The sequence below is a fragment of the Burkholderia cenocepacia genome (assembly GCF_014211915.1).
Lineage (GTDB): Bacteria > Pseudomonadota > Gammaproteobacteria > Burkholderiales > Burkholderiaceae > Burkholderia > Burkholderia orbicola.
Genome location: NZ_CP060039.1, coordinates 753,576 through 779,778, shown reverse-complemented (window position 1 = coordinate 779,778; position 26,203 = coordinate 753,576). Strand labels below are relative to the sequence as shown.

Below are 26,203 nucleotides of genomic sequence, written 5' to 3'. Positions count from 1 at the left end.
GAGGGGAAAGCCGTGATGAAGAAAACCCTTCTCTGCGCGGCGGCCGGCGCCGCCGCCGTGGCGCCGCTCGCGGCGCACGCGCAGAGCGCCGGCAGCAACGTCGTCACGCTGGGCTGGTTCCACATCATGCCGCAGCAGAGCAGCACGCCGATGACGACCAACGTCGCGCCGACGCCGATCAACACGCCGCTGCGGCTGCCGCCGTCGTTCACGTCGGCGGGCACCGGGCTGCACACGAGCGGCGCCGACACCGTCGGCCTGACGGTCAGCCACTTCCTGACCGACCATATCGCGGTGACGTCGGTGGCCGGCGTGCCGCCGGTGTTCAAGGTGTCGGGCCAGGGCACGATCAAGCCGCCGGGTCCTGCCGGCGCGCTCGGCACGCAGAACATCGGGCTGGGGTCGGTCAACCCGATCGTGAAGAGCGTGCGGCAGTGGAGCCCGGCGGTGATCCTGCAGTACTACTTCGGGCAGGCCACCGCGAAGTTCCGGCCGTTCCTCGGCCTCGGCGTGTCGTACAACTGGTTCAGCGACCTGCAGCTCAACACGAACTTCATCAAGCAGACGCAGGACAACCTCGGCGCGATCCTCGCGGCGGGCGCGGGCAAGCCGGGGACGACCTCGGTGGAAGCGAAGGCGTCGTCGTCGTGGCAGCCGGTGTTCAACGCGGGCCTGCAGTACAACCTGACGGAACACTTCGGGCTGGTCGCATCGGTGACCTACATCCCGCTGAAGACGACGTCGACGGTGACGATCAAGGCGGCGGACGGCTCGGTGCTCGCCGAGTCGAAATCGGACCTGAAGGCGGACCCGATCATCAGCTACGTCGGGATGACGTACAAGTTCTGAGCGCGGCGACAGCCGGCGAATGGATGGCCGCGACAAAATCGCAGGCAAAAAAAGCCCGCCTAAGTGGCGGGCTGAATCCATATCAGAGGAGACATGGAGGAGACAGTTCCAATCATATCGAATCGGTTTCCGCAATGCAACATTTCCGTAGAGAAAATAAGGATTTTCCCTCGAATGCGGCCTCTAGTTCGCCGTGACGGCACCTGACCCCTTTCCATTCTCCCGCTCGAGCACCTCGCCCAGCGCGTCGCGCAGCAGCGCGACGGGCCGCACCAGCCGGCCCGGCAACGTGCCGTGCACGAGCCACACGTTGATCCGCGTTTCCAGCCCCGCCGTTTCCACCACCCTCAGCGCCTCGCGATGCGCGCTGCGCGCCAGCGCGTTCGGCGGCGCGATGCCGATGCCGGCGCCGCGCGCGACGAGCGACAACTGCAACTCCGAGCCGAATGCCTCGACCGCCACGTCGAACGGCAGTCCGGCCGCGCCGAGCGCGCGGCTCAGCGCCGAACGCATTCCGCAGCCGTCCTGGCTCAGCACCCACGGATAACCCGACAGCGTATCGAGCGACAGCGGGCCGTCCGGCAGCGGGAAATCGCGCGCGGCGACGAGCACCGTCGGCTGCGTGGCGAGCAGCGTCGCCGTCAACGCGTCCGGCAGCGCCGCGCTTGCCGGCACCATCACGGTCGCGACGTCGAGCGCGCCGCGCTCGATGCCCTGCACCAGCGCCGGCGACCAGCCGGCCGTCACGCGCAGCGTGAGACGCGGAAACGCGTCGCGCAGCCGGTCGATCGGCCGCTCCAGCGCGAGTTCCGACAGGAACGGCGGCACGCCGATGCGCAACTCGCCCGACGGCTCGCTGTCCGGCGCGCCCGCCGCCATCAATTCGTCGACGGCACCGAGCACGTTGCGCGCGAGCGCGTAGACGTCGCGTCCGGCCGCGGTCGGCTTCAGCGGCTTGCTCTGCCGTTCGAGCAGCGGCACGCCGAGCAAGGTTTCGAGGTTCTGCACGCGCCGCGTCAGGCCCGGCTGCGTCAGGTGGAGCTTCGCGGCCGCGGCGACCATCGACCCGCTGTCGACGACCGCGACGAACGCCTGGAGATCACGCGTATTCAAAACAAACTCGCATAATCATGTTAGACATATTTCAATTGTCGCATAAACATCGGGCACCTACGATGGGAGTTCCTTCGATCTCCCCAGGCTTCCGATGAACTGCCCTGCCAACCGTTGCTCCGCCCCCGTTTCACCCGCCGTCGCCGCGCCGCCCGCACTGAGCACGGGCATGACGCTGTTCTTCGCCGCGACAGTCGGCGTGATCGTGATGGACCTGTTCGCCGCGCAGCCGCTGACCGGCCCGATCAGCGCGGACCTGCACCTGCCGCCCGGCCTCGCCGGCCTCGTCGCGATGCTGCCGCAGCTCGGCTACGCGGCCGGGCTCGCGTTGCTCGTGCCGCTGGTCGACCTGCTCGAGAACCGCCGCCTGATCGTCGCGACGCTCGCCGTCTGCGCGGCGGCGCTCGCGCTGCCCGCCTTCACGCAGTCGGGCGCCGTGTTCCTGCTTGCAACGCTCGCGGCCGGCGCCGCGTCGAGCGTGATCCAGATGCTGGTGCCGATGGCCGCGTCGATGGCGCCCGAAGCGCAGCGCGGCCGCGCGGTCGGCAACGTGATGAGCGGGCTGATGCTCGGCATCCTGCTGTCGCGGCCGCTCGCGAGCCTGATCGCGGGCTCGGCCGGCTGGCGGGCGTTCTATCTGCTGGCCGCGCTCGCGGACGCGGCGATCGCCGTCGTGCTCGCGCTGCGCCTGCCGGCGCGTACGCCGTCGATCACCGCCAGCTACCGCGCGTTGCTCGCGTCGATGGGACGCCTGCTCGCCGACGAGCCGGTGCTGCGCCGGCATGCGCTATCGGCCGCGCTCGCGATGGCCGCGTTCAGCGCGTTCTGGACCGCCGTCGGGCTGCGGCTCGCGCAACCGCCGTTCGCGCTCGACCTGCACGGCATTGCGCTGTTCGCGTTCGCCGGCGCGAGCGGCGCGATCGTCACGCCGCTCGCCGGCCGCGCGGGCGACCGCGGCCACGGCCCGGCCGCGCAACGGCTCGCGCACGGCACGATGCTCGCGGCACTCGTCGTGCTCGGCGCCGCCGGCGCCGGCTGGTTCGGCTTCGATGCGCACGCGCATCGCGACGTCGCGCTCGCGCTGCTGGCCGGCGGCGCGGCGCTGCTCGATGCGGGCGTCATCGTCGACCAGACGATCGGCCGCCGCGCGATCAACCTGCTGAACCCGGCCGCGCGCGGACGCCTGAACGGGCTGTTCGTCGGGCTGTTCTTCGTCGGCGGCGCGCTGGGTGCGGCGCTCGCGGGCAGTGCATGGGCCTGGGGCGGCTGGAGCGCGGTGTGTGGTGTCGGGTTCGCGTTCGCCGGTGCGGCGGCCGTGTTCGGGCTGATGGCCGGCCGCGGGGCCGGCGCGGCGGCGTGGGATCGGCCGGGTGCGTGAGCAAACATGAGCGGGCATGATGCCAGCGGCGGTGAAGCGACGATGAATCGGCACCAAAAAGCCGAACGCCCCGCCCTCTCGCGAGGGACGGGGCGTCCGGTACCGCGTGCTCGGTCCGGAATCAGTGCCGAACCAGCGCCATCATCGCGCCGAAGCCGACGAACAGCCCGCCCGTCAGCCGGTTGAACACCTTCGCCACGCTCTGGCTCTTCAGCGTGGCGCCGATGCGCGTGCCGAACGACGCGTACACGAGATACCAGCTCACCTCGATCACCGCGAACGTGACGACGAGGATGCCGAACTGCGGCAGCGTCGGCTCGGCCGCGTTGATGAACTGGGGCAGCAGCGCGGCCGCGAACAGGATCGCCTTCGGGTTGCTGCCCGCGACCAGGAAGCCATTGCGGAACAGCACCGCGCGCGAGGCCGATGCCCCTTGCGACACGGCGTCGACGTCGGCCGCCGGCGCGTCGTCCACGCGGGCGCGCCACGCCTTCACGCCGAGATAGACCAGGTAGGCCGCGCCCGCGAAGCGCAACGTATTGAACATCGCCGGCCATGCCTCGAGCACCGCGCCGAGCCCCGCCGCGGACACCGCGAGCATCAGCACCAGCGCGCTCAGGCAACCGGCCATCGTCGCGGACGAGCGCCGCAGCCCGTGCCGCGCGCCGTGCGTCATCACGAGCAGCATGTTCGGGCCCGGAATCGCCGATACGACGAACACCGTCGCCACGAAAAGCCACCACGTATGCAAGTTCATGACTGCCTCTGCCTCAAATGTAGGGGGAAACGAACCGCCGATTATGCCGTGCGGGTCGCGCTTTTGTCGCGCTGCTATGGCGTGTCAGCGGCCGGCGCGGCGCAGCGCGACCTCGCCGAGCACCGCGAAATCCTGGTCGCCGCCGCCGTGCGCGAGTGCGTCGAGCAGGCTGTCGCGCACGACGCTCGCCACCGGCAGCGGCACCGACGTCGCGTCGCCGGCCTCCAGCGCGAGCCGGACGTCCTTCAGCCCGAGCCGCGCCTTGAAGCGCGCGGGCTCGTAGCGCCGCTCGGCGATCATCGCGCCGTAGCCTTCGTAGACGGGCCCCGGAAACACGCTGCTGGTGATCACGTCGAGGAAATCGCGCATCGCGACGCCGTGCGCGCCGAGCAGCGCGGACGCCTCGCCGAGCGTCTCGATCGCCGACGCGAGCGTGAAGTTCGCGGCGATCTTCGCGACGTTCGCGTGCTGCGGCAGCGAGCCGAAGCGCCAGGTCTTCTGGCCGATCGCGTCGAACAGCGGCTGCACGCGGTCGATCGCCTCGGCCGGGCCGCCCGCCATGATCGTCAGGCGCGCGGCGGCCGCGACGTCGGGCCGCCCCATCACCGGCGCGGCGACATAGTCGATGCCGCGCGACGCATGCGCGTGCGCGAGCGATTCGGCGAGCGCGACCGACACCGTCGCCATGTTCACGTGGATCAGCCCGCGCGGCGCCTGGGCCAGCAGCGCGTCGTCGAACACCGCGCGCGCGGCCGCATCGTCGCCGAGCATCGAGAACACGGCGTCGCCGCGAAACGCGTCGGCCGGCGTGTCGACGATCTGCGCGCCGAATGCCGCGAGCGGCTCGGCCCGCTCGCGCGACCGGTTCCAGACCCGCACCGTGTGGCCCGCCTTCAGCAGGTTCGTCGCGATCGCCTGCCCCATTTCGCCCAGCCCGATAAACCCGAGATCCATGTCCCGCTCCTTCGCTTCGTGAAGCGGCGAGTTAAACACAGATGCCGGCGCGCTGCAGCGCCTGCCACCGGCCGGGCGCGGTGCGATACTGCACGGATGGCGACCGCGACCTTCCGCTTTCACGGCGAACTGAACGCCTTTCTCGCGCGTCAGCAGCGCGACCGGGCGTTCGAACACGCGTGTGCCCGCGATGCGACGGTGAAGCATGCGATCGAGGCGCTCGGCGTCCCGCATACCGAAATCGGCCGGCTGTACGTGAATGACGCGCCGGCCGCGCTCGACCGGCCGCTCGACGACCGCGACCGCGTCGAAGTCTTTCCCGAACGCGCACGGCCTGCGGCCGACGGGACAACCGGACTATCAGCGGCGTCATGGCGTTTCGTCGCCGACGCGCATCTCGGCGGCCTCGCGCAACTGCTGCGCCTCGCCGGCTTCGACACCTGCTACGACAACCACTACCGCGACGACGAACTCGCGGCGCTGGCCGAGCGGGAGCAGCGGATCGTGCTGACGCGCGACCGCGAGCTGCTCAAGCGGCGCGCGGTCGTGCGCGGCTGCTACCTGCATGCGCTGCAGCCGGCCGACCAGTTGCGCGAGCTGTTCGAGCGGCTCGATCTCGCGCCGCACATGCGGCCGTTCCGGCTGTGCCTGCGCTGCAACGCGCCGCTGCATCCGCTCGACGCGGCCGCCGCCGCGCCGCGCGTGCCGGCCGGCGTCCGGCTGCGCCACCGGCGCTTCGCCGCATGCGACGTGTGCCGGCGCGTGTTCTGGGAAGGTTCGCACTGGCGGCGCATGCGCGCGGTGGTCGACGCGATGCGTACGCCATCGCCCGTCCGGCGCGACGAAGCAGGCGGACCCGACGAACCCGGCGCCTGAAAAAAACAAAACCCCGCATGCCGGAGCATGCGGGGTTGGCCGACCGATGACCGGCAACGCCGGCCGTGGCGGCGAGCCGCTTAGTTCTGCGTGCCTGCGTCGTTGGTGCCGGCGGCCGATGCGGCTGCAGCCTTCGCCTGGCCCTTCTTCGAACCGTGGTGCTTCAGCTGGTGCTTAGGCTTGCTGTGATCCTTCTTGGCCGGTGCCGAAGCGGCGGCCGGCGTGTCGGCTGCCGGCGCGGACGCCTGTGCGAATGCCGAAACCGATGCGAGAGCGAATGCTGCGGCGATGATCGAAGCGAGCGTCTTCTTCATTGTTCTTCCTTTAGCGGAGAAAAAATCAAACGTACCGGTAATTAGAGATGCGAGGCATTCGCATCGGAGCCCCAGGCCGCGCGGCCGGCTTTCGCCGTTCCGTCGTGACAAAACCTGACGCACTGGTTCCATAACGCACCGCCTTCGCGGCAAGTTGACACGTTGCTTGCATCCTCGGGTTTCCCCGGGGGCGGGTGTGTCAGCCGGCCCCGCGCGGGCCGGCCGCGCCGCCACACGATGCCGCAAACCGGCTCGCGCGGCGCCGGGGCGACGCTTATACTGGCGTCCATCCGTCCCTTTCCCCGGAAACCGGATAGCGGCCGGTCACACGACCGCCGCCGTCTCGAGGCGCTCAAATTGCCCGATCACAATCTGGACAAACTGAAAATCGACCGGCGTCCGATCGCACCGGTGCCGCGCCGGCGCCGGTGGGCCAGCTACGCGGTCGCCGCCGCGCTGATCGTCATCGCGATCGGCGCCGGCCTCGCCCTCACCGGCCGGCCGACCGTCGACACCACCTCCGTCACGTCCGCCTACCCGTACCAGAACGACACGCAGCTCAATGCGACCGGCTACGTCGTGCCGCAGCGCAAGGCCGCAGTCGCGTCGAAGGGCCAGGGGCGCGTCGAATGGCTCGGCGTGCTCGAAGGCACGCGCGTGAAGCAGGACGAGATCATCGCGCGCCTCGAAAGCAACGACGTGCAGGCGTCGCTTGCGCAGGCGCGCGCGCAGGTGCAGGTCTCCCGCGCGAACCTCGGCGTCGCGCAGGCCGAGCTGAAGGACGCCGAGATCGCATTGCGCCGCACGTCCGCGCTCGCGCCGAAGGGCGCGGTGCCGGCCGCGCAGCTCGATATCGACACGGCGCGCGTGAACAAGGCGCGCGCGACGCTCGACAGCGACCAGGCCGCGATCGTGTCGGCCGAAGCGAACGCGCAGGCCGCGCAGGTGGCGGTCGACCAGACGGTGATCCGCGCGCCGTTCGACGGCATCGTGCTCGCCAAGCATGCGAACGTCGGCGACAACATCACGCCGTTCTCGTCCGCGTCGGACAGCAAGGGCGCGGTCGTGACGATCGCCGACATGGAGACGCTCGAGGTCGAGGCCGACGTCGCCGAATCGAACATCGCGAAGATCCGCGCCGAGCAGCCGTGCGAGATCCAGCTCGATGCGCTGCCCGACCTGCGCTTCGCGGGCCGCGTGTCGCGCATCGTGCCGACCGTCGACCGCTCGAAGGCTACCGTGCTCGTGAAGGTGCGCTTCGTCGACCGCGACGAACGCGTGCTGCCCGACATGAGCGCGAAGATCGCATTCCTGTCGAAGCCCGCGACGCCGCAGGACCGGCTGCCGGTGACCGCCGTGCAGGCGAGCGCGGTGGTCGAACGCGACGGCCGGCCGGTCGTGTTCGTCGTGAAGGACGACGCCGTGCAGGCGGTGGCCGTGACGAAGGGCGCGCGGATCGGCGAGCTCGTCGCGGTGCGCGGCGTGAAGCCCGGCGACACGGTCGTGCTCGCGCCGGGCGCGAAGCTGAAGGACGGCGCGAACGTGACCGTCGCGAAGAAGTAGCGCGCGTGAACGCCGCCCCGCCGCCCCTCGTCGAGCTCAGCCACGTCGCGAAGTCGTATCGGCGCGGCAACCAGATCGTGCCCGTGCTGACCGACATCTCGCTCGACATCGGCGAAGGCGACTTCGTCGCGCTGATGGGGCCGTCGGGTTCCGGCAAGAGCACGCTGCTGAACCTCGTGGCCGGCATCGACCGGCCCGACAGCGGCGAGCTGCGGGTCGGCGGCCTCGACATCTCGCAACTCGCCGAGGCGCAACTGGCCGAATGGCGCGCGGCGAACGTCGGCTTCATCTTCCAGTTCTACAACCTGATGCCCGTGCTGACCGCGTTCGAGAACGTCGAGCTGCCGCTGATGCTCACGCCGCTGTCGCGCCGCGAGCGGCGCGAACGCGTCGAGCTCGTGCTCGACATGGTGAATCTCGGCGACCGCACGAGCCATTACCCGTCCGAGCTGTCGGGCGGCCAGCAGCAACGCGTCGCGATCGCGCGTGCGCTGATCACCGATCCGGTGCTGATCGTCGCCGACGAGCCGACCGGCGACCTCGACCGCGCGTCGGCCACCGACGTGCTCGCGATGCTGCAGCGGATGAACGCCGAGCTCGGCAAGACGATCATCATGGTGACGCACGACGCGCATGCGGCCGGCGCCGCGCGCTCGCTCGTCCATCTGGAAAAAGGAGAGCTGATCGATGGGCACGCCGGCTGACCGGCGACGGGAGCGCGCGCGATGTTCGTGCTGAAGCTGATCGCGCGCAACGCGCTGCGGCACCGGCTGCGCACGCTCTTGACCGTGCTCGGGCTCACGATCGCCGTACTCGCGTTCGGGCTGCTGCACACCGTCGTCGACGCGTGGTACGCGGGCGCGGCGGCCGCGTCCAGCGGCCGGCTCGTCACGCGCAACGCGATCTCGCTGGTGTTTCCGCTGCCGGTCAGCTACGAGAACCGCATCCGCGGCGTGGACGGCGTGACGGCCGTGGTGCGCTCGAACTGGTTCGGCGGTATCTATCGCGACCCGAAGAACTTCTTCGCGAGCTTCGCGGTGTCGGACAACTATCTCGACCTGTATCCGGAATTCATCCTGCCGGCGCAGCAGCGCGCCGACTACGCCCGCGACCGCCGCGGCTGCCTCGTCGGCCGCCAGCTCGCGACGCAGTTCGGCTTCAAGGTCGGCGACGTGATCCCGCTGAAGGGCACGATCTATCCGGGCACGTGGGATTTCGTCGTGCGCGGCATTCTCGACGGTCGCGACGATTCGACGATCACGCGCCAGCTGGTGTTCCACTGGGACTACCTGAACGAGACGGTGCGCAAGCGCACGCCGAAGCAGGCCGACCAGGTCGGCGTGTTCGTGCTCGGTGTCGCGCACCCCGACGACGGCGCGTCGATCGCGCGCAACGTCGACGCGGTGTTCAAGAACTCGCTCGCCGAGACGCTGACCGAGACCGAGCAGGCGTTCCAGCTCGGCTTCGTCGCGATGTCGAACCAGATCATCGCGGCGATCCGCCTCGTGTCGTACGTGGTGATCCTGATCATCATGGCCGTGATGGCCAACGCGATGGCGATGAGCGCCCGCGAGCGCACGGCCGAATACGCGACGCTGAAGGCGCTCGGCTTCGGCCCCGGGTTCCTCGCGCTGATCGTGTTCGGCGAATCGGACGTGATCGCGGTGGCCGGCGGTGGGCTCGGCATCCTCGCGACGCCGCCCGCGGCCAGCCTGTTCAAGCAGGCGGCCGGCGGCATCTTCCCGGTGTTCAAGGTGTCGACCGAGACGGTCGTGCTGCAGGCCGCGTGTTCGGTCGCGGTGGGCCTCGCTGCGGCAATCGTGCCGGCATGGCAGGCGGCGCGCGTGCGCGTCGTCGAAGGCCTGCGGGCGATCGGGTAGAGAGAGGCGCGCATGGCGATCCCGCTCACCTACATCGCTCGCAACCTGTGGACCCGGCGGCTTACCACCGCGCTCACCGCCGGCGGGATGGCGCTCGTGATCTTCGTGTTCGCGACGGTGCAGATGCTCGATGCCGGCCTCACGAAAACGCTCGTGTCGACCGGCGAACCCGATAACGCGGTGGTGATCCGCAAGGGCGCCGAGACCGAAATCCAGAGTTCGATCGACCACCAGCAAGCCAACGCGCTCGAGATGCACCCGGCCGTCGCGCTCGGCCCCGACGGCCGGCCGCTCGTGTCGAAGGAAGCCGTCGTGCTGATCTCGCTCGTGAAGACGTCGACCGGCAAGCCGTCAAACGTCGTGATTCGCGGCGTGTCGCCGGCCGGCCTCGCGCTGCGTCCGCACGTGAAGCTCATGGCCGGCCGCCTGTTCGCGCCCGGCTCGTCGGAGATCGTCGTCGGCAGTGCGATCGCGAAAGGCTTCAGCAGCACCCAGCTCGGCGACCGCCTGCATTTCGCGCAGCGCGACTGGACCATCGTCGGCATCTTCGACGCGGGCGGCAGCGGCTTCGATTCGGAGATCTGGGGCGACGTCGACCAGCTGATGCAGTCGTTCCGGCGCACCAGCTATTCGTCGATGGTGCTGCGCATCCCGAGCGCCGACGGCTTCGCGCGCTTCAAGGCCGACATCGACGTCGACCCGCGACTGACCGACGAGGCGAAGCGCGAGCAGACCTTCTACGGCGACCAGTCGAAGGCGCTGTCGACCTTCATCAACATCCTCGGCATCACGCTGTCGACGATCTTCTCGATCGCCGCGATGATCGGCGCGATGATCACGATGTATGCGTCGGTCGCGAACCGCGTGGCCGAGATCGGCACGCTGCGCGCGCTCGGCTTCAAGCGCACCAGCGTGCTCGCCGCGTTCCTGCTGGAGGCGCTGCTGCTCGGCTTCGTCGGCGGCGTCGCGGGGCTCGCGTGCGCGTCGCTGATGCAGTTCGCGTCGTTCTCGACGACCAACTTCCAGACCTTCTCGGACCTGTCGTTCCGCTTCGTGCTGACGCCCGCGATCGTCGTGAAGACGCTGCTGTTCTCGCTCGTGATGGGGCTCGTCGGCGGATTCCTGCCGGCGATGCGCGCCGCGCGATTGAAGATCGTCGACGCGCTGCGCGCGCAGTGACGCGCGCCGCCGCTCACGCTCGACGTTCGCGCGGCACCCACGCGCCGTGGAACCCGGCCGGCACGCGGCGCGGCAGATGCACGGTCGCGACCGGCCCCGCGTCGATCGCGCGCGCATCGAGGATCACGACGTCGCTCGTATCCGTCGCCGCACGGTAGACCATCACCAGCAGCCAGCCGTCGTCCTCGTCGGCGCCACCCGGGCGCGGCACGAACACCGGCTCGCCGTTCTGGTCGCCGGCCGGCACCGCGTAGTGCATCGTCGTGCCGCGCGCGTGATCGAAACGCATCACGCCGCGCATTTCCGCGTTGTTCGGCTGCTCGACCGCATACAGGTAGCGGTAGCCGCGCCCGGTGCGGCTTTCGTTGATGCGCGGCAGCTCGATGCCGCCGTCGGCGAGCGGCCCTTCGTCGATCAGCCCGTTCGCCGTATCGATCACGTAGCGCCACAGCTCGCCGACCGGGTTGTCGGCGAAGCGGCCCGTGCGCGCGTCGAGCCGCAGGAACGATGGATAGCGCACCGCGTCGAGCACGATGCACGACGCGTCGCAGTCGTACGCGTTCACGACGTGCTGGATGAAGCACGGCTCGACGCCGAACCAGCGCACGTCGCCGCCGTGGCGCGGGATCACGCCGATGCGCGCGGGCCGGTCGTCGTGCCAGCGCAGCGGCATCCGGTGGCCCTGCTTCAGCAGCGAGAAGTCGTAGCCGACGTTCAGGTCGAGCAGCAGGCTGCGGGTTTCGGTGATCGCGAGGTCGTGCATCATCGACGGCGCGCCCAGTTCGATCTCGAGATCGACGCGCGGCACGCCCTGCGCATCCACGACGCCGTAGCGCAGCCACGGTGCGCGCCAGTCCGCGCGGAACAGGATCAGCTCGTCGGTTACCGGGTCGACCTTCGGATGGGCGGTCATCCCGCCGTCGAGGCCCGCGTGCCGCGCGGGCACGCCGAACGAATCGAGCGCGGCGGTGATCGCGAGCGGCGCGCCGCCCTCGGCCAGCGCGAGCAATTCGCCCGCATGCTGCAACACGTTCACGTTCGGATTGGTGTCGGGCAGTTGCGGCGCCTGCCCGGGCGCGTGGACGGCCGCCCAGCGCTGCGTGCGCGCCCAGCGGTTCCGGTAGCCGGCCGCGCGGCCGTCGTCGAACGAGATCGCATGCAGCATCGCGGCCTCCGGCCACCACGACAGCATATCGTTGCCTTCGAAGCGGCCGCCCGGCGGGTTCGGGCCGTTGCGCAGCAACGTGCCGTCGAGTTCGCGCGGAATGGCGCCCGTCACGCGCAGCTCGACGATGTCGACTTCGTCGGCGACCGGCGCGAGCGCGCCGCGGTTGAGGTCGAATACGGTCATCGCGTCGGCGCTCCGTCAGCAGTCTTCGGCAGACGGCGGCAGGTCGCCGCGCGCCAAGGCGAGCGCATGGTCGCGCACGTCGTCGGGCCAGCCGGCGATCAGCTCGGCCAGCCGCGGCGCACCGTTCGCATACAGCGCCCGCGCGGCTTCCTCGAAACCAGGCAGGTCGCCCGCCATCGCCGACATGAAGTGGTACGCGCGCGCCTGCGCGTCGCGCTGCCGGTCGGCCGCCGCGTGCGTGCGCCGCGCGTCCTCGACGAGCTTGCGCAGCGCCACCGACGCGCCGCCCGGCTGCGCGCCGAGCCATTCCCAGTGACGCGGCAGCAGCGTGACCTCGCGCGACACGACGCCGAGCTTCGGCCGGCCGCGGCCGCGCTGTTCGGCAACGCCAGCGCCTGCCGGCTCGCCGGCGCCGCCGGACGCGTCGGCCGATGGCGCCGCATAGCGCGCGCGGATGTCGTCCGCCGTGCCGCGCAGGTCGAGGTCGATCGAGCGGCCCGTCGCGTCGTCGAAGATCAGGATCGAACCGGGCATCGCGTCGCCGGCCGCCTGCCGGACCGCGAGCGCGACCGTCGCGAGCGGACCCGATGCGAGCCGCCGGTGGCCGTCGAAGGCCGTGTACGAAGGAAGGAGTGTGGAGGAGGTCATCGTGGTCGCCCGCAGGCTGGAATCGGAATGACGCTATTTTTATCCGGGTATTAATTGAATGTCAATATTATCCGGGTAAAAACATGGAGAGCCGATTCCGCCTTGGGGGCGACCGAAGTAGCCGATCACACCGCCCGCGCCGGCGCCACGACGCCGCGCGCGCTGGCCAGCGCGTCGTCGAGCGACACATGCCCTTCGAACGCCGACGACGCCAGCGGCGGCAGGTTCTCCTCGATCGCGTGCGCGAACTGCACGCTGGCATCGTCGGCAAGCCGCTCACGCAGCGCGGCGACGCGCGGGAAAGCATCGCGCTCGAACACCGCGTGATAGTCGGCCCAACGCGCGATTCCCGTGAAGTACGCATCGGCCAGCGTGCGCCGCACGCCCAGCAGCCACGGGCCTTCGACGCGTTCGAGCAGTGCTTCGAGTTGCCGGTGCGCCTTCAGCACCTTGCCGCGGCCGTACGCCTGCAACGCCGCTTTCTCCGCGCCTTCGGTGTCGTGTTCGTACACGTACCAGAGCGCGCCGAACGCGTTGAAGAACGTCGTGTTCAGCCACGCCAGCATTCGGTTCAGCCGGTCGAAATCCGCGCTGCCCTGCCGAAACGCGAGGCCGCGGTCGAGCGCCTGCGCGCCGATATGGCCGAGGATCGCGATGCTTTCGGTCAGCACGTCGCCGTTCGCCGTGACGAACGCCGGCGTCTCGGCGACCGGGTTCAGCGCGAGGAACGCGTCGCTCGTCACGGTGCCCGGCATCGTGATGCGCGACAGCCGGTACGGGTGGCCGGTCCATTCGAGCGCGACGATCGAGCCGAACGAGCAGCCGGCGGGAATACCGTAGAGAAGGATCGGTGACATCGGGGAATTCCACAGAAGTTGAACGAGCAGTCATGCTCCCATGGCGAACGATGGCGCAGTAGCCGCTAAAATTGAAACCCGTCGTTTCTCCATGTGGACGCTGGAAATGAATCTGAACGATCTCTACCTGTTCGTGCAGGCGGTGGAGGCCGGCAGCATGTCGGCGGCCGCGCGCCGGCTCGACCTGCCGAAATCGACGGTCAGCAAGCGCGTGGCCGAGCTGGAACGCACGCTCGGCGCGCGGCTCGTGCATCGCACGTCGCGCAGCTTCCGGCTCACGCCGGTCGGCGCCGAATTCTTCGAGCATGCGCGCGCCGCCGTGATCGAGGCCGACAGCGCGCGCGACGCGGTGCTGCGGCAGGCCGCCGAGCCGGCCGGCGTCGTGCGGATCACGAGCTCGGTGCCGGTCGCGCAGCATATCCTCGCGCCGTGCCTGCCGGCGCTGGCGATCGCGCACCCGAAGCTGCTGCTGCAGATTCATGCGAGCGACCGCCTCGTCGACATCGCGCAGGAAGGCTTCGACATCGCGGTGCGCAGCCATTTCGCGCCGCTGCCCGATTCCGCGCTCGTGCAACGGCCGCTCGCGGCGTCGCCGGTCGTCGTCGTGGCCGCGCCGGCCTATCTCGCGCGGGCCGGCGCGCCGGACACGCCGGCCGATCTCGCGCAGCACGACGGGCTCCACCCGGGCCCGCAGCCGTGGCGGCTGCAGCGCGGCGGCGATGCCGTCGACGTGACGCCGCGCCTGCGGCTGCAGGCCGACGAATCGACGCTGCTGCTACAGGCGGCGACGGCTGGCCTCGGCCTCGCGTGCCTGCCCGACTGGATCGCCGGCGCCGCGCTCGCGTCCGGCGCGCTCGTGCGCGTGCTGCCCGGCTGGTGCGCCGGCACCGTCACGACGACGCTGCTGATGCCGCACCGGCGCGGCCAGCTGCCCGGCGTACGCGCCGCCGTCGAGTTTCTCGTGCAGCACGTGGCGCGCCATCACGGCAGCGGCAGCGGCAACGGCAACGGCAGCACGATCGAGCCGCGCGCGTGACCTATCTCCCCGGATCGATTCAAATGCTGAATCGATCAAGTCAGCAATTGGCATGAAAGCGCAAATGTCGACATGACAGAATGGCCCGGACGCCCCGCCTGCCTCGGCGTCCGGTGCCCGGCCCCCGTCGACGGCATCAACACACACAACGCGCGCACCGACGCGCCAGCCGCACGACGGCGCCTTCCGCCCTTCGGAGGAGACAAGTCATGAATCCGCTTCACGCGCTGCCGGCGTCCGCGTCGGCAACGGCCCGGCGCACCCGCGTGCGCTGGCTGGTGCTGGCCGTCCTGTTCGCGGTCACGACGATCAACTACGCGGATCGCGCGGCGATCGCGATCGCCGGCCCGAGCCTCGCCCGCGCGCTGCACCTGAGCCACGTGCAGATGGGCTTCATCTTTTCCGCGTTCGGCTGGTCGTACGTGATCGCGCAACTGCCGGGCGGCTGGCTGCTCGACCGCTTCGGATCGCGCATCGTCTACGCATTCAGCATCTTCTTCTGGTCGCTGTTCACGCTGCTGCAAGGCGGGATCGGCTTCTTCGGCGGCGCGGCCGCGTTCGCGCTGCTGTTCGGGCTGCGCTTCCTGGTCGGCGCGGCCGAGGCGCCGTCGTTCCCGGCCAACAGCCGGATCGTGTCCGCGTGGTTCCCGGCGCCCGAGCGCGGCACCGCGTCGGCGATCTTCAACGCCGCGCAGTACGCGGCGACCGTCGTGTTCGCGCCGCTGATGGGCTGGCTCGTGCACGCGTTCGGCTGGCAGTCGGTGTTCGCGGTGATGGGCGTGCTCGGCTTCGCGTTCGTGCTGGTGTGGAACCGCACGATGTACGACCCGAAGGACCATCCGACCATCAACCGCGCGGAACTCGACTACCTCGCCGAAGGCGGTGCGCTCGTCAACATCGACCAGTCGACCGGTGGACGCGACGGCGGCCCGTCGATGCGTCACGTGAAGGCGCTGCTGAGAAACCGGATGCTGGTCGGCGTGTACGTCGCGCAGTACTGCATCAACGCGCTCACCTACTTCTTCATCACGTGGTTCCCCGTCTATCTGGTGCAGGCGCGCGGGATGTCGATCCTCAACGCGGGGCTCGTCGCGTCGATCCCCGCCGTGTGCGGATTTCTCGGCGGGATTCTCGGCGGCGTCGTGTCCGATGCACTGCTCAGGCAGGGCCGGTCGCTGTCGGTCGCGCGCAAGGTGCCGATCGTGATCGGCATGCTGCTGTCGATGTCGATGATCGTCTGCAACTACACCGATTCGCACGTGATCGTCGTGGTGTTCATGGCGCTGTCGTTCTTCGGCAAGGGGCTCGGCGCGCTCGGCTGGGCCGTCAACGCCGACACCGCGCCGCGCCAGATCGCCGGCCTGAGCGGCGCGCTGCTCAACACGTGCGGCAACCTTTCCAGCATCACGACGCCGATCGCGATCGGCTATATCGTCGACCGCAGCGGCTCGTTCAACGGCGCGCTCGTCTATGTCGTCGCGCACGCGCTCGTCGCCGTGATCTGCTACCTGTTCGTCGTCGGCGAAATTCGCCGCGTCGAGCTTCAATGAACGGCGCGGGCCGTGCCGGCGCGCCCGGCGGCCCGCACGCCAACGGAACCAGGAGCGAACCGATGTCCGAACCCAGCCGTGCCGGCACCCCGCGCGTCACGCGCATGCAGGTGATTCCCGTCGCCGGCCGCGACAGCATGCTGCTCAACCTGTGCGGCGCGCACGCGCCGTATTTCACGCGCAATCTCGTGATCCTCGACGACAGCAGCGGGCATACGGGCGTCGGCGAAGTGCCGGGCGGCGAAGGCATCCGCCACGCGCTCGAGCGCATGACGGATCTCGTCGTCGGCCAGTCGATCGGGCGCTACCAGGCGACGCTCAACGCGGTGCGCGCGGCGCTGTCCGGCGCGGGCACCGGTGCCGGCCGCACGATCCGCCACGAAGTGACGTCGGCCGGCGAGGCGGCGGTGCTGCGCCAGCCGCACGAGATCAACCTGCGGCTCGACAACGTGATCACCGCGATCGAAACCGCGTTGCTCGACCTGCTCGGCCAGCACCTCGACGTGCCGGTCGCGGCACTGCTCGGCGAAGGCCAGCAGCGCGATGCGGTGCCGATGCTCGCGTATTTGTTCTACATCGGCGACCGGCGCCGCACCGATCTGCCGTATCGCGACGAGGCGCAGGCGCGCGCCCCGTGGTTCCGGCTGCGCAACGAGGAGGCGCTCACGCCGGCCGCGATCGCGCGGCAGGCCGAAGCCGCGGTCGAGCGCTACGGTTTCGCCGATTTCAAGCTGAAGGGCGGCGTGATGGCCGGCGCCGACGAGATGGAAGCGATCGCGGCGATCAAGACGCGCTTTCCCGACGCGCGCACGACGCTCGACCCGAACGGCGCGTGGTCGCTCGACGAGGCCGTCGCACTGTGCCGCGGGCAAGGCCACCTGCTCGCGTATGCGGAAGATCCATGCGGGCCGGAAGCCGGCTATTCGGGCCGCGAGGTGATGGCCGAATTCCGCCGCGCGACGGGAATCCCGACCGCGACCAACATGATCGCGACCGACTGGCGGCAGATGGATCATGCGGTGCGGCTGCAGGCAGTCGACATCCCGCTCGCCGATCCGCATTTCTGGACGATGCAGGGCTCGGTGCGGCTCGCGCAGCTGTGCCGCGACTGGGGACTCACGTGGGGTTCGCACTCGAACAATCACTTCGACGTGTCGCTCGCGATGTTCACGCATGCGGCGGCGGCCGCGCCCGGCACGATCACCGCGATCGACACGCACTGGATCTGGCAGGAAGGCGACGCGCGGCTCACGCGCGAGCCGCTCGCGATCGTCGGCGGCAAGGTGGCCGTGCCGGAACGGCCGGGGCTCGGCATCGAGCTGGACATCGCGCAGGTCGAGGCCGCGCATGCGCTGTACAACGCGGTGGGCGGTACGGCGCGCGACGATGCCGTCGCGATGCGTTATCTGGTGCCGGGGTGGACGTATGATCCGAAGCGGCCGAGTTTGGGGCGGGTTTAGGGCGCGGGCGGCGGGACGGTGGCGGTTGCCAAACGCGGGAAACGGTCGCATCCTGCCGGCTGCCTTGATCGGCCCGCGTGGCGGACGGTCGGGCGCCCCCTCCATCCGCAACAGAACGCCCTCCATGACGTCATCCGATCCAACACCGCGGCAGATCATCGTCTTCGTGCTGTATTCGGTGCTGTGCCTGCCCGCGAGCATGACCGTTGCCGGTCTTGTCGCGACCCGGATCACGCAGAACGTATCGAATTTCGAAGGCGGCGCGGGCTATGCTGCGCTGTGGTGGATCATCATTCTGACCTGCGCGTTCTATGGGCTGTCGATCGCCATGCGCGCTGCTGCGGAAGAGGACCGCGGTGCTCGCGGTCATGACGGCGGGGTTCGCCGTGTTGGCGGTGCCGACGTTCAGGGTGATTTACGAATTGGCGACCTAGCCGCGTCGGCCAAGGTCCCCCGGAAAAACAAAAAGGCCCGATCTAGCGACCGAGCCTTTCGAATTCCGTTGGTGGAGCGGAGGAGGATCGAACTCCCGACCTTCGCATTGCGAACGCGACGCTCTCCCAGCTGAGCTACCGCCCCATCAGTCAACTATCATACACACGCATTTCTGCGCTTGGCAATAGGGGGTTGAATCGCCCCCGAAACCTTACTTCGACGGCGCGCCGGCCAGCACCCATTCGACCACCAACCGGACGTCGGCGTCGCTCATGCGCGGATGCGCCGGCATCGGAATCGCGCCCCACACACCCGAGCCGCCGTCCTTCACCTTCTTCGACAGCTTCGCGACGGCCTGCGGATCGGACTTGTAGCGCGCGGCGATATCCTTGAACGACGGGCCCACGAGCTTGCGATCGACCGCGTGGCAGCCCATGCACGCGTTGCTGCGCGCGACTTTCAGACCGTCGCCGACGTCCGCGTGCGCGGCGCCCAGCGTGCCGGCCACGAGCGCCGCGGCCGCGGCGCCCTGCACCATCCATCGTTTCATCTGCATGCCCGTCATTGCGCCTTCGCCTTCGGATTGCCCGGATGCACGTTCGACGAATTCGAGATCGGCGCGGGCGGCTGCAGCGGCGCGGACTGCACCGATGCGTCGGGCACCGCGCCGACCGTCGCGCTGTCCGCCGGTGCGGCAGCCGGCTGCGCGCCGGATGCGCCGCTCGCGGGCGACGCGTCCTGCAGCGCCTGCGCGTCCTGCGGCTTCACGTACTGGAACACCTTCACGACCTTCTCGACGCCCGGCACCTGGCTTGCGGCTTCCGCGCCGCGATTGCCTTCGTCCACCGTCACGAGGCCCATCAGGTAGAGATTGCCGCGCTCGCTGACGACCTTGTAGTAGTTCGCCGAGATGCCCTTCGTCGCGATCAGCTCCGACTTCACGCGCCCTTCGAGGTACGAGTCGTTCGCGCGCGACGACAGCGACGACGCCGGCTCGACCGACAGCTCGTTGACAATGCCGTTCACGTTGTTGATGCCGCGCACGAGTTCCTCGGCGCGCTGCTTCGACGCATCGTTCGGCACTTCGCCCGTCAGCAGCACGCGGCGGTTGAACACCGTCACGTTCACGTGCGACTGGTCCGGCAGCCCGTTGTTGATCTGCGTGAGCGACTTGACCTGGATTTCGCGATCCTCCGTCTGCGCGCCGAGCGTACGGCGATCGGTCGCGATCAGCGCGCCGCCGCCAGCCGCGGCACCCACGACCCCGAGCACACAACCCTGCAGCGACACGGCGAGGCCCGCCGTCAGCGCGGCGAGCAGCGTGGTTCTGACGAGCGTCTGTTTGACGCGGCTTTGATTCATCGACGGCTCTCCTTCGTTCAATCCTCACCCAGCAGCATCGCGTCGATGCCGTCGCACAGGCTGTGGATGGTCAGCAGATGGACTTCGTGGATGCGCGCCGCGCGAACGGCGGGCACGCTGATTGGAATATCGGTGTCGGACAGCGCGGCCGCGACCGTGTGGCCGTTGCCGCCCGTCAATGCGACGACGGTCATCTCGCGCTCGTGCGCCTCGTCGATCGCCGCGAGCACGCGCGGCGATGCGCCACCCGCGTCGAGCACCAGCAGGATGTCGCCCGTCTGGCCCAGCACGCGCACCTGCTGAGCGAACAACTGGTCGGCCGCCGCCGCGCCCGCGAGGCCGGCCTGCGACGCGTCGGTGGCCAGCGCGATCGCGGGCAGGCCCGGACGTTCGCGCTCGAAACCGCCGACCAGCGACGCGGCGAGGTACTGCGCGGCGGCGGCCGACGGGCCGTCACCGCACGCGACGATCTTGTTGCCGTTCGCCAGCGCGGCGAACATCGCATCGACCGCGGCTGCGATCGGCAGCGACAGCGCGTCGGCCGCTTCGGCGTGAAGCGCGGCGCTGTCGCGGAATTGTTGCTGAATACGTTCGACTGACATCGATTCCTGGTGAACTGGGCGCGTGGCACAACGTGGCACCACTCGCGCGACATCGTGGGTGCGGCGAGTTTACCGTACTCCGGCGCCCTCTCCGGGGGTCCGGCAAGAACTCTTTACATCTCGTCACAGCTCGCGGCTACGCATCGTCGGTACGAAATGCGTCGCGCAGCCACGCAAGCCGGCCGGCCTCGAACGCGACGACATCGAAACGGCACGCGGCGCCGGCGCCGTGCCGCGACCAGAACTGCAACGCGGCCGCGACCAGACGCCGCCGCTTGCGCCAGCCGACGCTCGCGGCCGCACCGCCGTGCCGGGTACTGCGCCGCGCGCGCACTTCGACGAACACGAGCATGCCGTCAGGCTCGCGCATCACGAGATCGAGCTCGCCGCCGCGCATCGTCACGTTCGCGGCGACGAACCCGAGGCCATGTCGCTCGAGAAACTGCCGCGCGCGTTGCTCGAACGCCGCGCCGACCGGTTTGGATCGCGCCGCGCCGGAAAAGTTGTCGCCCGAAGGCGGCCGACCGCGCGCGCCCTCCGGCCGCGCCGGCGCCGCGTGGCACAATGCCGTCCTTGTTCCGTTCGTGCCGCGACTGCGTGCATTGCCTGCCATGACTGCCCTCCTCGAACTCGCGCATACGCAGCACTACCCGGACGCCACGCTCTACGTGGTCGCCACGCCGATCGGCAATACGGCCGACATCACGCTGCGCGCGCTGCACGTGCTCGGCCTCGCCGACCGCATCGCCGCCGAAGACACCCGCAACACGGGCCAGCTGCTCGCCCGCTACGGGATCTCGAAACCGCTCGTCGCCGTGCACGAGCACAACGAACGCGAAGCCGCGCAGCGCGTGATCGAACTGCTGCGTGGCGGCGAACGCGTGGCCTACGTGTCGGACGCCGGCACGCCCGGCATCTCGGACCCCGGCGCGCGCCTCGTCGACGCCGTGCGCGCGGCCGGCTTCACGGTGGTTCCGCTGCCTGGCGCGAGCGCGACCGTGACCGCACTGAGCGTGGCCGGCGACTGGGCCGGCGCGTTCACGTTCGCGGGCTTCCTGCCGCCGAAGGCGAAACAGCGCGCGACCGCGCTGCAGGCGCTGGTGTCGCACCCGTACGCGCTGGTGTTCTACGAAGCGCCGCACCGGATCGCCGAAACCGTCGCCGCGCTCGCCGAAGCGTTCGGCCCCGCGCGCCGGCTGCTGATCGCGCGCGAGCTCACCAAGCTACACGAGCAGTTGTTCCAGGGCACCCTGGCCGAAGGACAGAGCTGGCTCGCCGGCGATGCGAACCGGCAGCGCGGCGAGTTCGTGCTGGTGGTCGAAGGCGCGCCGACGTCCAGCGGCGAAGCCGACGATACCGCGCACGACGCGCTGCTCAGGCTGCTGCTGGAAGAGGTGCCGGTGAAGAGCGCGGCGAAGCTCGCGGCCGCGCTGACGGGCGCATCGCGCAGCACGCTGTATGCGCGTGCGCTCGTGCTGAAGGAAGGCAAGGAGGACTGACGCGCGACGCCGCCGCGCGGAAACGACAAAGGGCTGCCGGAAGGCAGCCCTTTGCGCATGAGCGGACGATCCGCCGGGTTATTTCGCCGGTTACTTCGCCGAGATCGACGCGAACATTTCGTCGCGGGCCTCGCGCGCTTCCTGCGGCGACAGTCCTTCGATCTTCACGCGGCCCGTGCCGGCATGCACGAGGCCGATCACCTTGGCCGCCGCATACGACAGGTCGAGCACGCGGCCGCGCTTGAACGGCCCGCGATCGTTGACTTTCACGACGACCCACTTGCCGGTCGAGGCGTTCGTCACCTTGATGTACGACGACAGCGGCAGCGTGCGGTGCGCGGCGGTGAACGCGTTCATGTTGAAGCGTTCGCCGTTCGCGGTGCGGCGGCCGTGGAAATCCCGCCCGTACCACGATGCGCGACCGCTCTGGCGGAACTCGGACACATCCTTGCCGTCGATCGGCTCGGCGTCCGCCAGCGACGACTTCTTCGCGTCCTTGCTGTCGGCGGCCGGCATCGATGCCAGCGCGGAATCGAAACTGAGCGGCTGCTTGTCGTCGTCCGCCTTCGCGGCGGCGGCCGTCTTGTCGACGGCCTTCTTCTGGTTCACGCTGCCGGTGGTCTGGCTGGATGGCACCGCACAGCCCGTCAGCGCAAAAAACAATGCAATGGTTCCGAATCGGCTCGGAAAACGTAAATTCATCGACGTGTCGCCTTCTGGTTCGGGCCGCATCGATACAACGCTGCTTCACAACGCAGAGATGCGGCCCGGACGGCAAATGCGTGCACGCCCCGCTCGAATGCGAGCAGGCGGCTAGCATGGGCGCGGCCTTCGTCCTGGCCGCAACCGTCCTGATTAGCTTTCACGTCTGGCGCAACCTGTCCCCAACAGCCTGACCAGACCCCACATGCCGCCATCGAACATGGCTTCACGTTCGCGCGCGTCGCTACGACCAACGCACAGGAACGGCGGCACAGGCCTCATCCGGCGGTGCGGCAGCAAGGCCGCAGGCGGGCGCGCAGCACCCGGCCGGACAAGACGTGAGCACCGAATGTTCGGTGCTGGATACACCGCCGGACTCCCCGGCGGCCGATGCTTGACGGTGAATCGAACGCCTCGTTTAACGGGGCCGAAACACCAGCGAATTGCGTGAAATTCACGTGCAATGGGGCGCATTATACATAAATCAAAACCCTGTCTCGAAAAGCACCCCGGGCGCACCATTGATTCTCTCTATGACTGTAACAATCGGCATGCTCCGGGAATGCCCTGATCGGCACGCCGCCGCATGCATCGCACGCCCGGCAGCCCGTACGCGCGACCGGTACAATCGCTCCTTTTAGCCGCCGGTGCACCCATGAAAGTCACGCTCATTCCGGTCACGCCGTTCCAGCAGAACTGCTCGCTGCTCGTCTGCGAGAAGACGGGCCGCGCCGCCGTCGTCGATCCGGGCGGCGATCTCGACCGCATCGAACAGGAAGTCGCGCGGCAGAACGTGCAGGTCGAGAAGGTGCTGCTCACGCACGGGCACATCGATCACTGCGCGGGCGCGAAAACGCTCGCCACGCGCTACGGCGTGCCGATCGAGGGGCCGCAGGAAGAGGAACGCTTCTGGATCGAGAAGCTGCCGATGCAGAGCGAGCGCTTCGGCTTTCCGGCCGCCGACGTCTTCGAGCCCGACCAGTGGCTGAACGACGGCGACACCGTGCAGTTCGGCGACGAGACGCTCGAGGTCTATCACTGCCCGGGCCACACGCCCGGCCACGTCGTGTTCTTCAGCCGCGCGCATCGCGTCGCGATCGTCGGCGACGTGCTGTTCGCGGGCTCGATCGGCCGGACCGATTTCCCGCGCGGCAATCACGAGGATCTCGTCCGTTCGATCAAGGAAAAGCTGTGGCCGCTCGGCGACGACGTCACGTTCGTGCCCGGCCACGGCCCGGTGTCGACGTTCGGCGACGAGCGCCGCACGAATCCGTTCGTGTCCGACAAGGTATTCGGATGAACCAGACCGCCATCCCGGAAATTTACGTCAGCACCGACGTCGAGGCCGACGGCCCGATTCCCGGCCCGCACTCGATGCTGAGCTTCGCGTCGGCCGCCTATACCGAGGACAAGCAGCTGATCGCGACGTTCTCGGCGAACCTCGAGACGCTGCCCGGCGCACACGCGCACCCGGTGCAGGAAGCCTGGTGGAAGACCGAGCCGGAAGCCTGGGCCGCCTGCCGGCGCGATCTGCAGGCGCCCGACGCGGCGCTGGTCGCCTACGTCGAATGGGTCGAGGCGCTGCCCGGCAAGCCGGTGTTCGTCGCGATGCCGGCCGGCTTCGATTTCACGTTCATGTTCTGGTACATGATGCGTTTCGCGGGGCGCTGCCCGTTCTCGTGGTCGGCGCTCGACATCAAGACGCTCGCGTTCGCGATGACCGGCCTGCCGTACCGCAAGGCGATCAAGCCGCGCTTTCCGAAGCACTGGTTCGACGACCATCCGCACACGCACGTCGCGCTCGACGACGCGATCGAGCAAGGCGCGCTGTTCTGCAACATGCTCGCCGACCTGCGCCGGCAGCAAGCCGCGCTCGCGGGCCTGGCCGTGTCGGATACCGATCGGTCGGAAAGCGCGGGGGCGGGACAAAATCCCACGGATCCGCGAGCAAATTAGCGAATCTCGCTCAACGGCGTGTCGCCAGATTGCCTTTCCTTTCCCGGCCCTCTAACATTCAGCGTGTTGTAGCTGCCGCATGGAGGCGCAGGTGACGCTCGATTCCTTTTCGCAAAAAATCCTTCGCCTGTTGCAGCTCGACGCGCGCCGTTCCGTTCAGGAAATCTCCGACCAGGTCGGGCTGTCGAGCACGCCGTGCTGGCGCCGCATCAAGGACATGGAACAGTCGGGCGTGATCCAGCGCTACACGGCGCTGCTCGATCGCGAGAAGCTCGGCCTGCACGTCTGCGCGCTCGCGCACGTGCATCTGACGCGCCACAACGAAGGCGGCGTCGAGCAGTTCGAGCGCGAGATCGCCACCTGTCCGGAAGTCACCGAGTGCTACAGCACCACCGGCGAAGCCGATTACATCCTCAAGATCGTCGCGCCGGACATCAAGGCCTACGACGTGTTCCTGCACGAACGCATCTTCAAGATCCCGGCCGTGTCGCAAGTGCGCACGAGCGTCGTGCTGCGCGAAATCAAGTTCGACACGCAACTGCCGCTGTAACGCGCGGGCCGGCCCCTGCGGCGGGCCGCGTTCGCGGTTGCCGGCGGCGGTTGCCGGCTGGCGCTGCCGGTCAAGTCCGCGCGGACAACGTGCGCGTGAAGCTGATCCGGCGCGCGCCGAACTCGCGCTTCAGCGTATCGATGTCGAGCCGGCCGGTCAGCGCCGCATCGGTGTCGCGCGGATCGCTGTCGAGCGTCACGTCGACCTCGAGCCCCGTACTCAGGTAATGCAGGTTGATCGCCGCCGCGCGCAGCCCGCGCTGCGCGAGCGCGGCCTCGAGCCGCGCCGCGAGCTCGCCGCGCGGCGGCAACGCGAGCGCCGGACGGCGCGCCGCATCGTTCTCCGGGTCGACGTGGATCAACGCATCGAGCACGCGCGGGTCGGACAACACACGCGCCCGCGCGGTCTCGGCGATGTAATGCCCTTCGGAGACGGAGATCTTCGGATCGACGAGGATGTGCGCATCGACGAGCGCGGCATCGCCCATCTTGCGCGTGCGCAGGTCGTGCACGTCGCGCACGCCGGGCGTCGCGGCGAGCAGCGCGCGGATCTCGGCCGTGTCGGCCGTATCGAGCGCACGGTCGGAGAGGTCCTGCAACGCGTCATAGCCGAACGTCCAGCCCATGCGCGCGACCATGAAGCCGACGATGGCCGCCGCGATCGGGTCGAGCAATCGCACGCCGGCCAGGCTGCCGACGATGCCGATCGCAACGACGAGCGACGACGCGGCATCCGAACGCGCATGCCACGCGTTGGCGACCAGCATCGCCGAGCGCACGCGCCGTGCTTCGCGCAGCATGTAGCGAAACAGCGCTTCCTTCGACACGAGCACCGTCAGCGCAACGATCAGCGCGGAAAAATGCACGGCCGGAATATTTTCGAGATTAACGAGGCGGTCGCCGGCACGCCAGAGCATGCCGATACCGACCGCAATCAGGATCGCGCCGAGAAACAGCGACGCGACCGTCTCGTAGCGGCTATGGCCGTAATTGTGGTCGGCATCCGGCGATGCGCCGCTATGCCGATTCGCAACCAGCACGACAAAATCCGAGATCAAATCGGAAATCGAATGCACGCCGTCGGCAATCAATGCCTGCGAATGCGCAATCACGCCGACGGCAATCTGAAACGTCGCAAGCACGACATTCAGGACAATACTGACGAGCGTGCTCTTGCGCGCAACTGCGTGCTTATCTGCGCTCTGCGCGTCGCCGGAAAACGTGGACATGAAATATGAGATATCGGTGTGCGGTACGTAATTCTATCAAAGCCGCTGCGCACGCCCTGCCAATACCCACAAATTTCTCATTTAAATCAACCGCTTATACGAAC

27 protein-coding genes and 1 tRNA gene are annotated in these 26,203 nt (G+C 69.0%); 14 read left to right on the top strand and 14 right to left on the bottom strand.

Annotated features, from left to right (window positions below; all coding sequences use genetic code 11):
- The first annotated feature begins 15 nt into the window (after positions 1 to 15).
- Positions 16 to 849 (top strand): OmpW/AlkL family protein, encoded by an 834-nt coding sequence (locus SY91_RS03630; RefSeq protein ID WP_027808338.1) that lies wholly within the window; start codon positions 16 to 18, stop codon positions 847 to 849.
- Between the two features lie 183 nt (positions 850 to 1,032).
- Here SY91_RS03630 and SY91_RS03625 read toward each other — a convergent pair whose 3' ends face one another.
- On the bottom strand, positions 1,033 to 1,962 hold the full coding sequence (locus tag SY91_RS03625) for a LysR family transcriptional regulator (RefSeq protein ID WP_069232074.1): 930 nt from the start codon (positions 1,960 to 1,962) through the stop codon (positions 1,033 to 1,035).
- A 94-nt stretch (positions 1,963 to 2,056) separates the two neighbouring features.
- On the opposite strand from SY91_RS03625, the gene SY91_RS03620 reads away from it, so the two are divergent.
- Entirely contained in the window at positions 2,057 to 3,340 is a 1,284-nt protein-coding gene (locus SY91_RS03620; RefSeq protein WP_185921077.1) for an MFS transporter, read from the top strand.
- Positions 3,341 to 3,461: 121 nt separating this feature from the next.
- Here the strand turns inward: SY91_RS03620 and SY91_RS03615 are convergent, their stop codons facing one another.
- On the bottom strand, positions 3,462 to 4,097 hold the full coding sequence (locus SY91_RS03615) for a LysE family translocator (RefSeq protein WP_023477918.1): 636 nt from the start codon (positions 4,095 to 4,097) through the stop codon (positions 3,462 to 3,464).
- Between the two features lie 84 nt (positions 4,098 to 4,181).
- Positions 4,182 to 5,051, bottom strand: coding sequence for an NAD(P)-dependent oxidoreductase (locus tag SY91_RS03610; protein WP_011546669.1), 870 nt, complete (start codon positions 5,049 to 5,051; stop codon positions 4,182 to 4,184).
- Positions 5,052 to 5,147: 96 nt separating this feature from the next.
- Between SY91_RS03610 and SY91_RS03605 the strand changes: the two genes are divergently transcribed.
- Positions 5,148 to 5,927 (top strand): Mut7-C RNAse domain-containing protein, encoded by a 780-nt coding sequence (locus SY91_RS03605; RefSeq protein ID WP_023477919.1) that lies wholly within the window; start codon positions 5,148 to 5,150, stop codon positions 5,925 to 5,927.
- 80 nt (positions 5,928 to 6,007) lie between these two features.
- On the opposite strand, the gene SY91_RS03600 is transcribed toward SY91_RS03605, so the two are convergent.
- Complete coding sequence (locus SY91_RS03600; RefSeq protein WP_023477920.1) at positions 6,008 to 6,241, bottom strand: hypothetical protein; 234 nt, start codon at positions 6,239 to 6,241, stop codon at positions 6,008 to 6,010.
- Between the two features lie 357 nt (positions 6,242 to 6,598).
- On the opposite strand from SY91_RS03600, the gene SY91_RS03595 reads away from it, so the two are divergent.
- From SY91_RS03595 to SY91_RS03580, 4 genes are read left to right on the top strand one after another with little or no spacing between them, the layout of a single operon-like run.
- Positions 6,599 to 7,804: an efflux RND transporter periplasmic adaptor subunit gene (locus tag SY91_RS03595; RefSeq protein WP_023477921.1), complete on the top strand. Its 1,206-nt coding sequence runs from the start codon at positions 6,599 to 6,601 to the stop codon at positions 7,802 to 7,804.
- 5 nt (positions 7,805 to 7,809) lie between these two features.
- Entirely contained in the window at positions 7,810 to 8,508 is a 699-nt protein-coding gene (locus tag SY91_RS03590) for an ABC transporter ATP-binding protein (protein WP_023477922.1), read from the top strand.
- A gap of 21 nt (positions 8,509 to 8,529) precedes the next feature.
- Positions 8,530 to 9,684: an ABC transporter permease gene (locus SY91_RS03585; protein ID WP_023477923.1), complete on the top strand. Its 1,155-nt coding sequence runs from the start codon at positions 8,530 to 8,532 to the stop codon at positions 9,682 to 9,684.
- Positions 9,685 to 9,696: 12 nt separating this feature from the next.
- The gene (locus SY91_RS03580; RefSeq protein ID WP_023477924.1) at positions 9,697 to 10,863 is read left to right on the top strand and encodes an ABC transporter permease; all 1,167 of its coding nucleotides are present in this window, start codon (positions 9,697 to 9,699) and stop codon (positions 10,861 to 10,863) included.
- 13 nt (positions 10,864 to 10,876) lie between these two features.
- Here SY91_RS03580 and SY91_RS03575 read toward each other — a convergent pair whose 3' ends face one another.
- From SY91_RS03575 to SY91_RS03565, 3 genes are all read right to left on the bottom strand, one after another.
- Entirely contained in the window at positions 10,877 to 12,214 is a 1,338-nt protein-coding gene (locus tag SY91_RS03575) for a carotenoid oxygenase family protein (protein ID WP_023477925.1), read from the bottom strand.
- Positions 12,215 to 12,229: 15 nt separating this feature from the next.
- Positions 12,230 to 12,862, bottom strand: coding sequence for a DUF2239 family protein (locus tag SY91_RS03570; RefSeq protein WP_023477926.1), 633 nt, complete (start codon positions 12,860 to 12,862; stop codon positions 12,230 to 12,232).
- A 125-nt stretch (positions 12,863 to 12,987) separates the two neighbouring features.
- On the bottom strand, positions 12,988 to 13,719 hold the full coding sequence (locus SY91_RS03565) for a glutathione S-transferase family protein (RefSeq protein ID WP_023477927.1): 732 nt from the start codon (positions 13,717 to 13,719) through the stop codon (positions 12,988 to 12,990).
- A 40-nt stretch (positions 13,720 to 13,759) separates the two neighbouring features.
- Between SY91_RS03565 and SY91_RS03560 the strand changes: the two genes are divergently transcribed.
- The 3 genes from SY91_RS03560 (at position 13,760) to SY91_RS03550 (ending at position 17,765) form a co-directional block, all read left to right on the top strand.
- The gene (locus tag SY91_RS03560; protein WP_185921076.1) at positions 13,760 to 14,755 is read left to right on the top strand and encodes a LysR substrate-binding domain-containing protein; all 996 of its coding nucleotides are present in this window, start codon (positions 13,760 to 13,762) and stop codon (positions 14,753 to 14,755) included.
- 209 nt (positions 14,756 to 14,964) lie between these two features.
- The gene (locus SY91_RS03555; RefSeq protein ID WP_124484482.1) at positions 14,965 to 16,305 is read left to right on the top strand and encodes an MFS transporter; all 1,341 of its coding nucleotides are present in this window, start codon (positions 14,965 to 14,967) and stop codon (positions 16,303 to 16,305) included.
- A 62-nt stretch (positions 16,306 to 16,367) separates the two neighbouring features.
- Entirely contained in the window at positions 16,368 to 17,765 is a 1,398-nt protein-coding gene (locus tag SY91_RS03550) for an enolase C-terminal domain-like protein (protein WP_185921075.1), read from the top strand.
- 503 nt (positions 17,766 to 18,268) lie between these two features.
- Here SY91_RS03550 and SY91_RS03545 read toward each other — a convergent pair.
- The 5 genes from SY91_RS03545 to SY91_RS03525 form a co-directional block, all read right to left on the bottom strand.
- A tRNA-Ala gene (locus tag SY91_RS03545) sits at positions 18,269 to 18,344 on the bottom strand.
- A 67-nt stretch (positions 18,345 to 18,411) separates the two neighbouring features.
- The gene (locus tag SY91_RS03540; RefSeq protein WP_124476703.1) at positions 18,412 to 18,765 is read right to left on the bottom strand and encodes a c-type cytochrome; all 354 of its coding nucleotides are present in this window, start codon (positions 18,763 to 18,765) and stop codon (positions 18,412 to 18,414) included.
- A complete protein-coding gene (locus SY91_RS03535; RefSeq protein ID WP_012327725.1) occupies positions 18,762 to 19,562 on the bottom strand; it encodes a BON domain-containing protein in 801 nt (266 codons plus the stop codon). The genes SY91_RS03540 and SY91_RS03535 overlap by 4 nt, the downstream gene beginning before the upstream one ends.
- Before the next feature lie 17 nt (positions 19,563 to 19,579).
- Positions 19,580 to 20,164, bottom strand: a complete 585-nt coding sequence (locus SY91_RS03530) for an SIS domain-containing protein (protein ID WP_027805499.1) — start codon at positions 20,162 to 20,164, stop codon at positions 19,580 to 19,582.
- A 136-nt stretch (positions 20,165 to 20,300) separates the two neighbouring features.
- On the bottom strand, positions 20,301 to 20,729 hold the full coding sequence (locus tag SY91_RS03525) for a YraN family protein (protein WP_175769575.1): 429 nt from the start codon (positions 20,727 to 20,729) through the stop codon (positions 20,301 to 20,303).
- 46 nt (positions 20,730 to 20,775) lie between these two features.
- On the opposite strand from SY91_RS03525, the gene rsmI reads away from it, so the two are divergent.
- Positions 20,776 to 21,663, top strand: a complete 888-nt coding sequence (rsmI, locus tag SY91_RS03520) for a 16S rRNA (cytidine(1402)-2'-O)-methyltransferase (protein WP_185921074.1) — start codon at positions 20,776 to 20,778, stop codon at positions 21,661 to 21,663.
- Positions 21,664 to 21,753: 90 nt separating this feature from the next.
- Here rsmI and SY91_RS03515 read toward each other — a convergent pair whose 3' ends face one another.
- The gene (locus SY91_RS03515) at positions 21,754 to 22,365 is read right to left on the bottom strand and encodes a septal ring lytic transglycosylase RlpA family protein (RefSeq protein ID WP_012327720.1); all 612 of its coding nucleotides are present in this window, start codon (positions 22,363 to 22,365) and stop codon (positions 21,754 to 21,756) included.
- Positions 22,366 to 23,020: 655 nt separating this feature from the next.
- Here SY91_RS03515 and SY91_RS03510 point away from each other — a divergent pair.
- From SY91_RS03510 to SY91_RS03500, 3 genes are all read left to right on the top strand, one after another.
- Positions 23,021 to 23,665 (top strand): MBL fold metallo-hydrolase, encoded by a 645-nt coding sequence (locus SY91_RS03510; protein ID WP_012327719.1) that lies wholly within the window; start codon positions 23,021 to 23,023, stop codon positions 23,663 to 23,665.
- Positions 23,662 to 24,321 carry an exonuclease gene (locus tag SY91_RS03505; RefSeq protein ID WP_069618683.1) on the top strand — a complete coding sequence of 220 codons (660 nt, stop codon included), beginning with the start codon at positions 23,662 to 23,664 and terminating at the stop codon, positions 24,319 to 24,321. Before SY91_RS03510 ends, SY91_RS03505 begins: the two co-directional genes overlap by 4 nt.
- Positions 24,322 to 24,400: 79 nt before the next feature.
- A complete protein-coding gene (locus SY91_RS03500) occupies positions 24,401 to 24,871 on the top strand; it encodes an Lrp/AsnC family transcriptional regulator (protein ID WP_006477376.1) in 471 nt (156 codons plus the stop codon).
- A 70-nt stretch (positions 24,872 to 24,941) separates the two neighbouring features.
- Here SY91_RS03500 and SY91_RS03495 read toward each other — a convergent pair whose 3' ends face one another.
- Positions 24,942 to 26,099, bottom strand: coding sequence for a cation diffusion facilitator family transporter (locus SY91_RS03495; protein ID WP_185921073.1), 1,158 nt, complete (start codon positions 26,097 to 26,099; stop codon positions 24,942 to 24,944).
- Positions 26,100 to 26,203: the final 104 nt, after the last annotated feature.

Coding starts and splice junctions, on each gene's coding strand:
- SY91_RS03585 (WP_023477923.1), top strand. CDS start 8,530: ATGTTCGTGCTGAAGCTGATCGCGCGCAACGCGCTGCGGCACCGGCTG.
- SY91_RS03580 (WP_023477924.1), top strand. CDS start 9,697: ATGGCGATCCCGCTCACCTACATCGCTCGCAACCTGTGGACCCGGCGG.
- SY91_RS03515 (WP_012327720.1), bottom strand. CDS start 22,365: ATGAATTTACGTTTTCCGAGCCGATTCGGAACCATTGCATTGTTTTTT.
- SY91_RS03600 (WP_023477920.1), bottom strand. CDS start 6,241: ATGAAGAAGACGCTCGCTTCGATCATCGCCGCAGCATTCGCTCTCGCA.
- rsmI (WP_185921074.1), top strand. CDS start 20,776: ATGACTGCCCTCCTCGAACTCGCGCATACGCAGCACTACCCGGACGCC.
- SY91_RS03555 (WP_124484482.1), top strand. CDS start 14,965: ATGAATCCGCTTCACGCGCTGCCGGCGTCCGCGTCGGCAACGGCCCGG.
- SY91_RS03620 (WP_185921077.1), top strand. CDS start 2,057: ATGAACTGCCCTGCCAACCGTTGCTCCGCCCCCGTTTCACCCGCCGTC.
- SY91_RS03630 (WP_027808338.1), top strand. CDS start 16: ATGAAGAAAACCCTTCTCTGCGCGGCGGCCGGCGCCGCCGCCGTGGCG.
- SY91_RS03550 (WP_185921075.1), top strand. CDS start 16,368: ATGTCCGAACCCAGCCGTGCCGGCACCCCGCGCGTCACGCGCATGCAG.
- SY91_RS03610 (WP_011546669.1), bottom strand. CDS start 5,051: ATGGATCTCGGGTTTATCGGGCTGGGCGAAATGGGGCAGGCGATCGCG.
- SY91_RS03495 (WP_185921073.1), bottom strand. CDS start 26,099: ATGTCCACGTTTTCCGGCGACGCGCAGAGCGCAGATAAGCACGCAGTT.
- SY91_RS03605 (WP_023477919.1), top strand. CDS start 5,148: ATGGCGACCGCGACCTTCCGCTTTCACGGCGAACTGAACGCCTTTCTC.
- SY91_RS03560 (WP_185921076.1), top strand. CDS start 13,760: ATGGCGAACGATGGCGCAGTAGCCGCTAAAATTGAAACCCGTCGTTTC.
- SY91_RS03510 (WP_012327719.1), top strand. CDS start 23,021: ATGAAAGTCACGCTCATTCCGGTCACGCCGTTCCAGCAGAACTGCTCG.
- SY91_RS03575 (WP_023477925.1), bottom strand. CDS start 12,214: ATGACCGTATTCGACCTCAACCGCGGCGCGCTCGCGCCGGTCGCCGAC.
- SY91_RS03570 (WP_023477926.1), bottom strand. CDS start 12,862: ATGACCTCCTCCACACTCCTTCCTTCGTACACGGCCTTCGACGGCCAC.
- SY91_RS03535 (WP_012327725.1), bottom strand. CDS start 19,562: ATGAATCAAAGCCGCGTCAAACAGACGCTCGTCAGAACCACGCTGCTC.
- SY91_RS03505 (WP_069618683.1), top strand. CDS start 23,662: ATGAACCAGACCGCCATCCCGGAAATTTACGTCAGCACCGACGTCGAG.
- SY91_RS03530 (WP_027805499.1), bottom strand. CDS start 20,164: ATGTCAGTCGAACGTATTCAGCAACAATTCCGCGACAGCGCCGCGCTT.
- SY91_RS03500 (WP_006477376.1), top strand. CDS start 24,401: ATGGAGGCGCAGGTGACGCTCGATTCCTTTTCGCAAAAAATCCTTCGC.
- SY91_RS03540 (WP_124476703.1), bottom strand. CDS start 18,765: ATGACGGGCATGCAGATGAAACGATGGATGGTGCAGGGCGCCGCGGCC.
- SY91_RS03565 (WP_023477927.1), bottom strand. CDS start 13,719: ATGTCACCGATCCTTCTCTACGGTATTCCCGCCGGCTGCTCGTTCGGC.
- SY91_RS03615 (WP_023477918.1), bottom strand. CDS start 4,097: ATGAACTTGCATACGTGGTGGCTTTTCGTGGCGACGGTGTTCGTCGTA.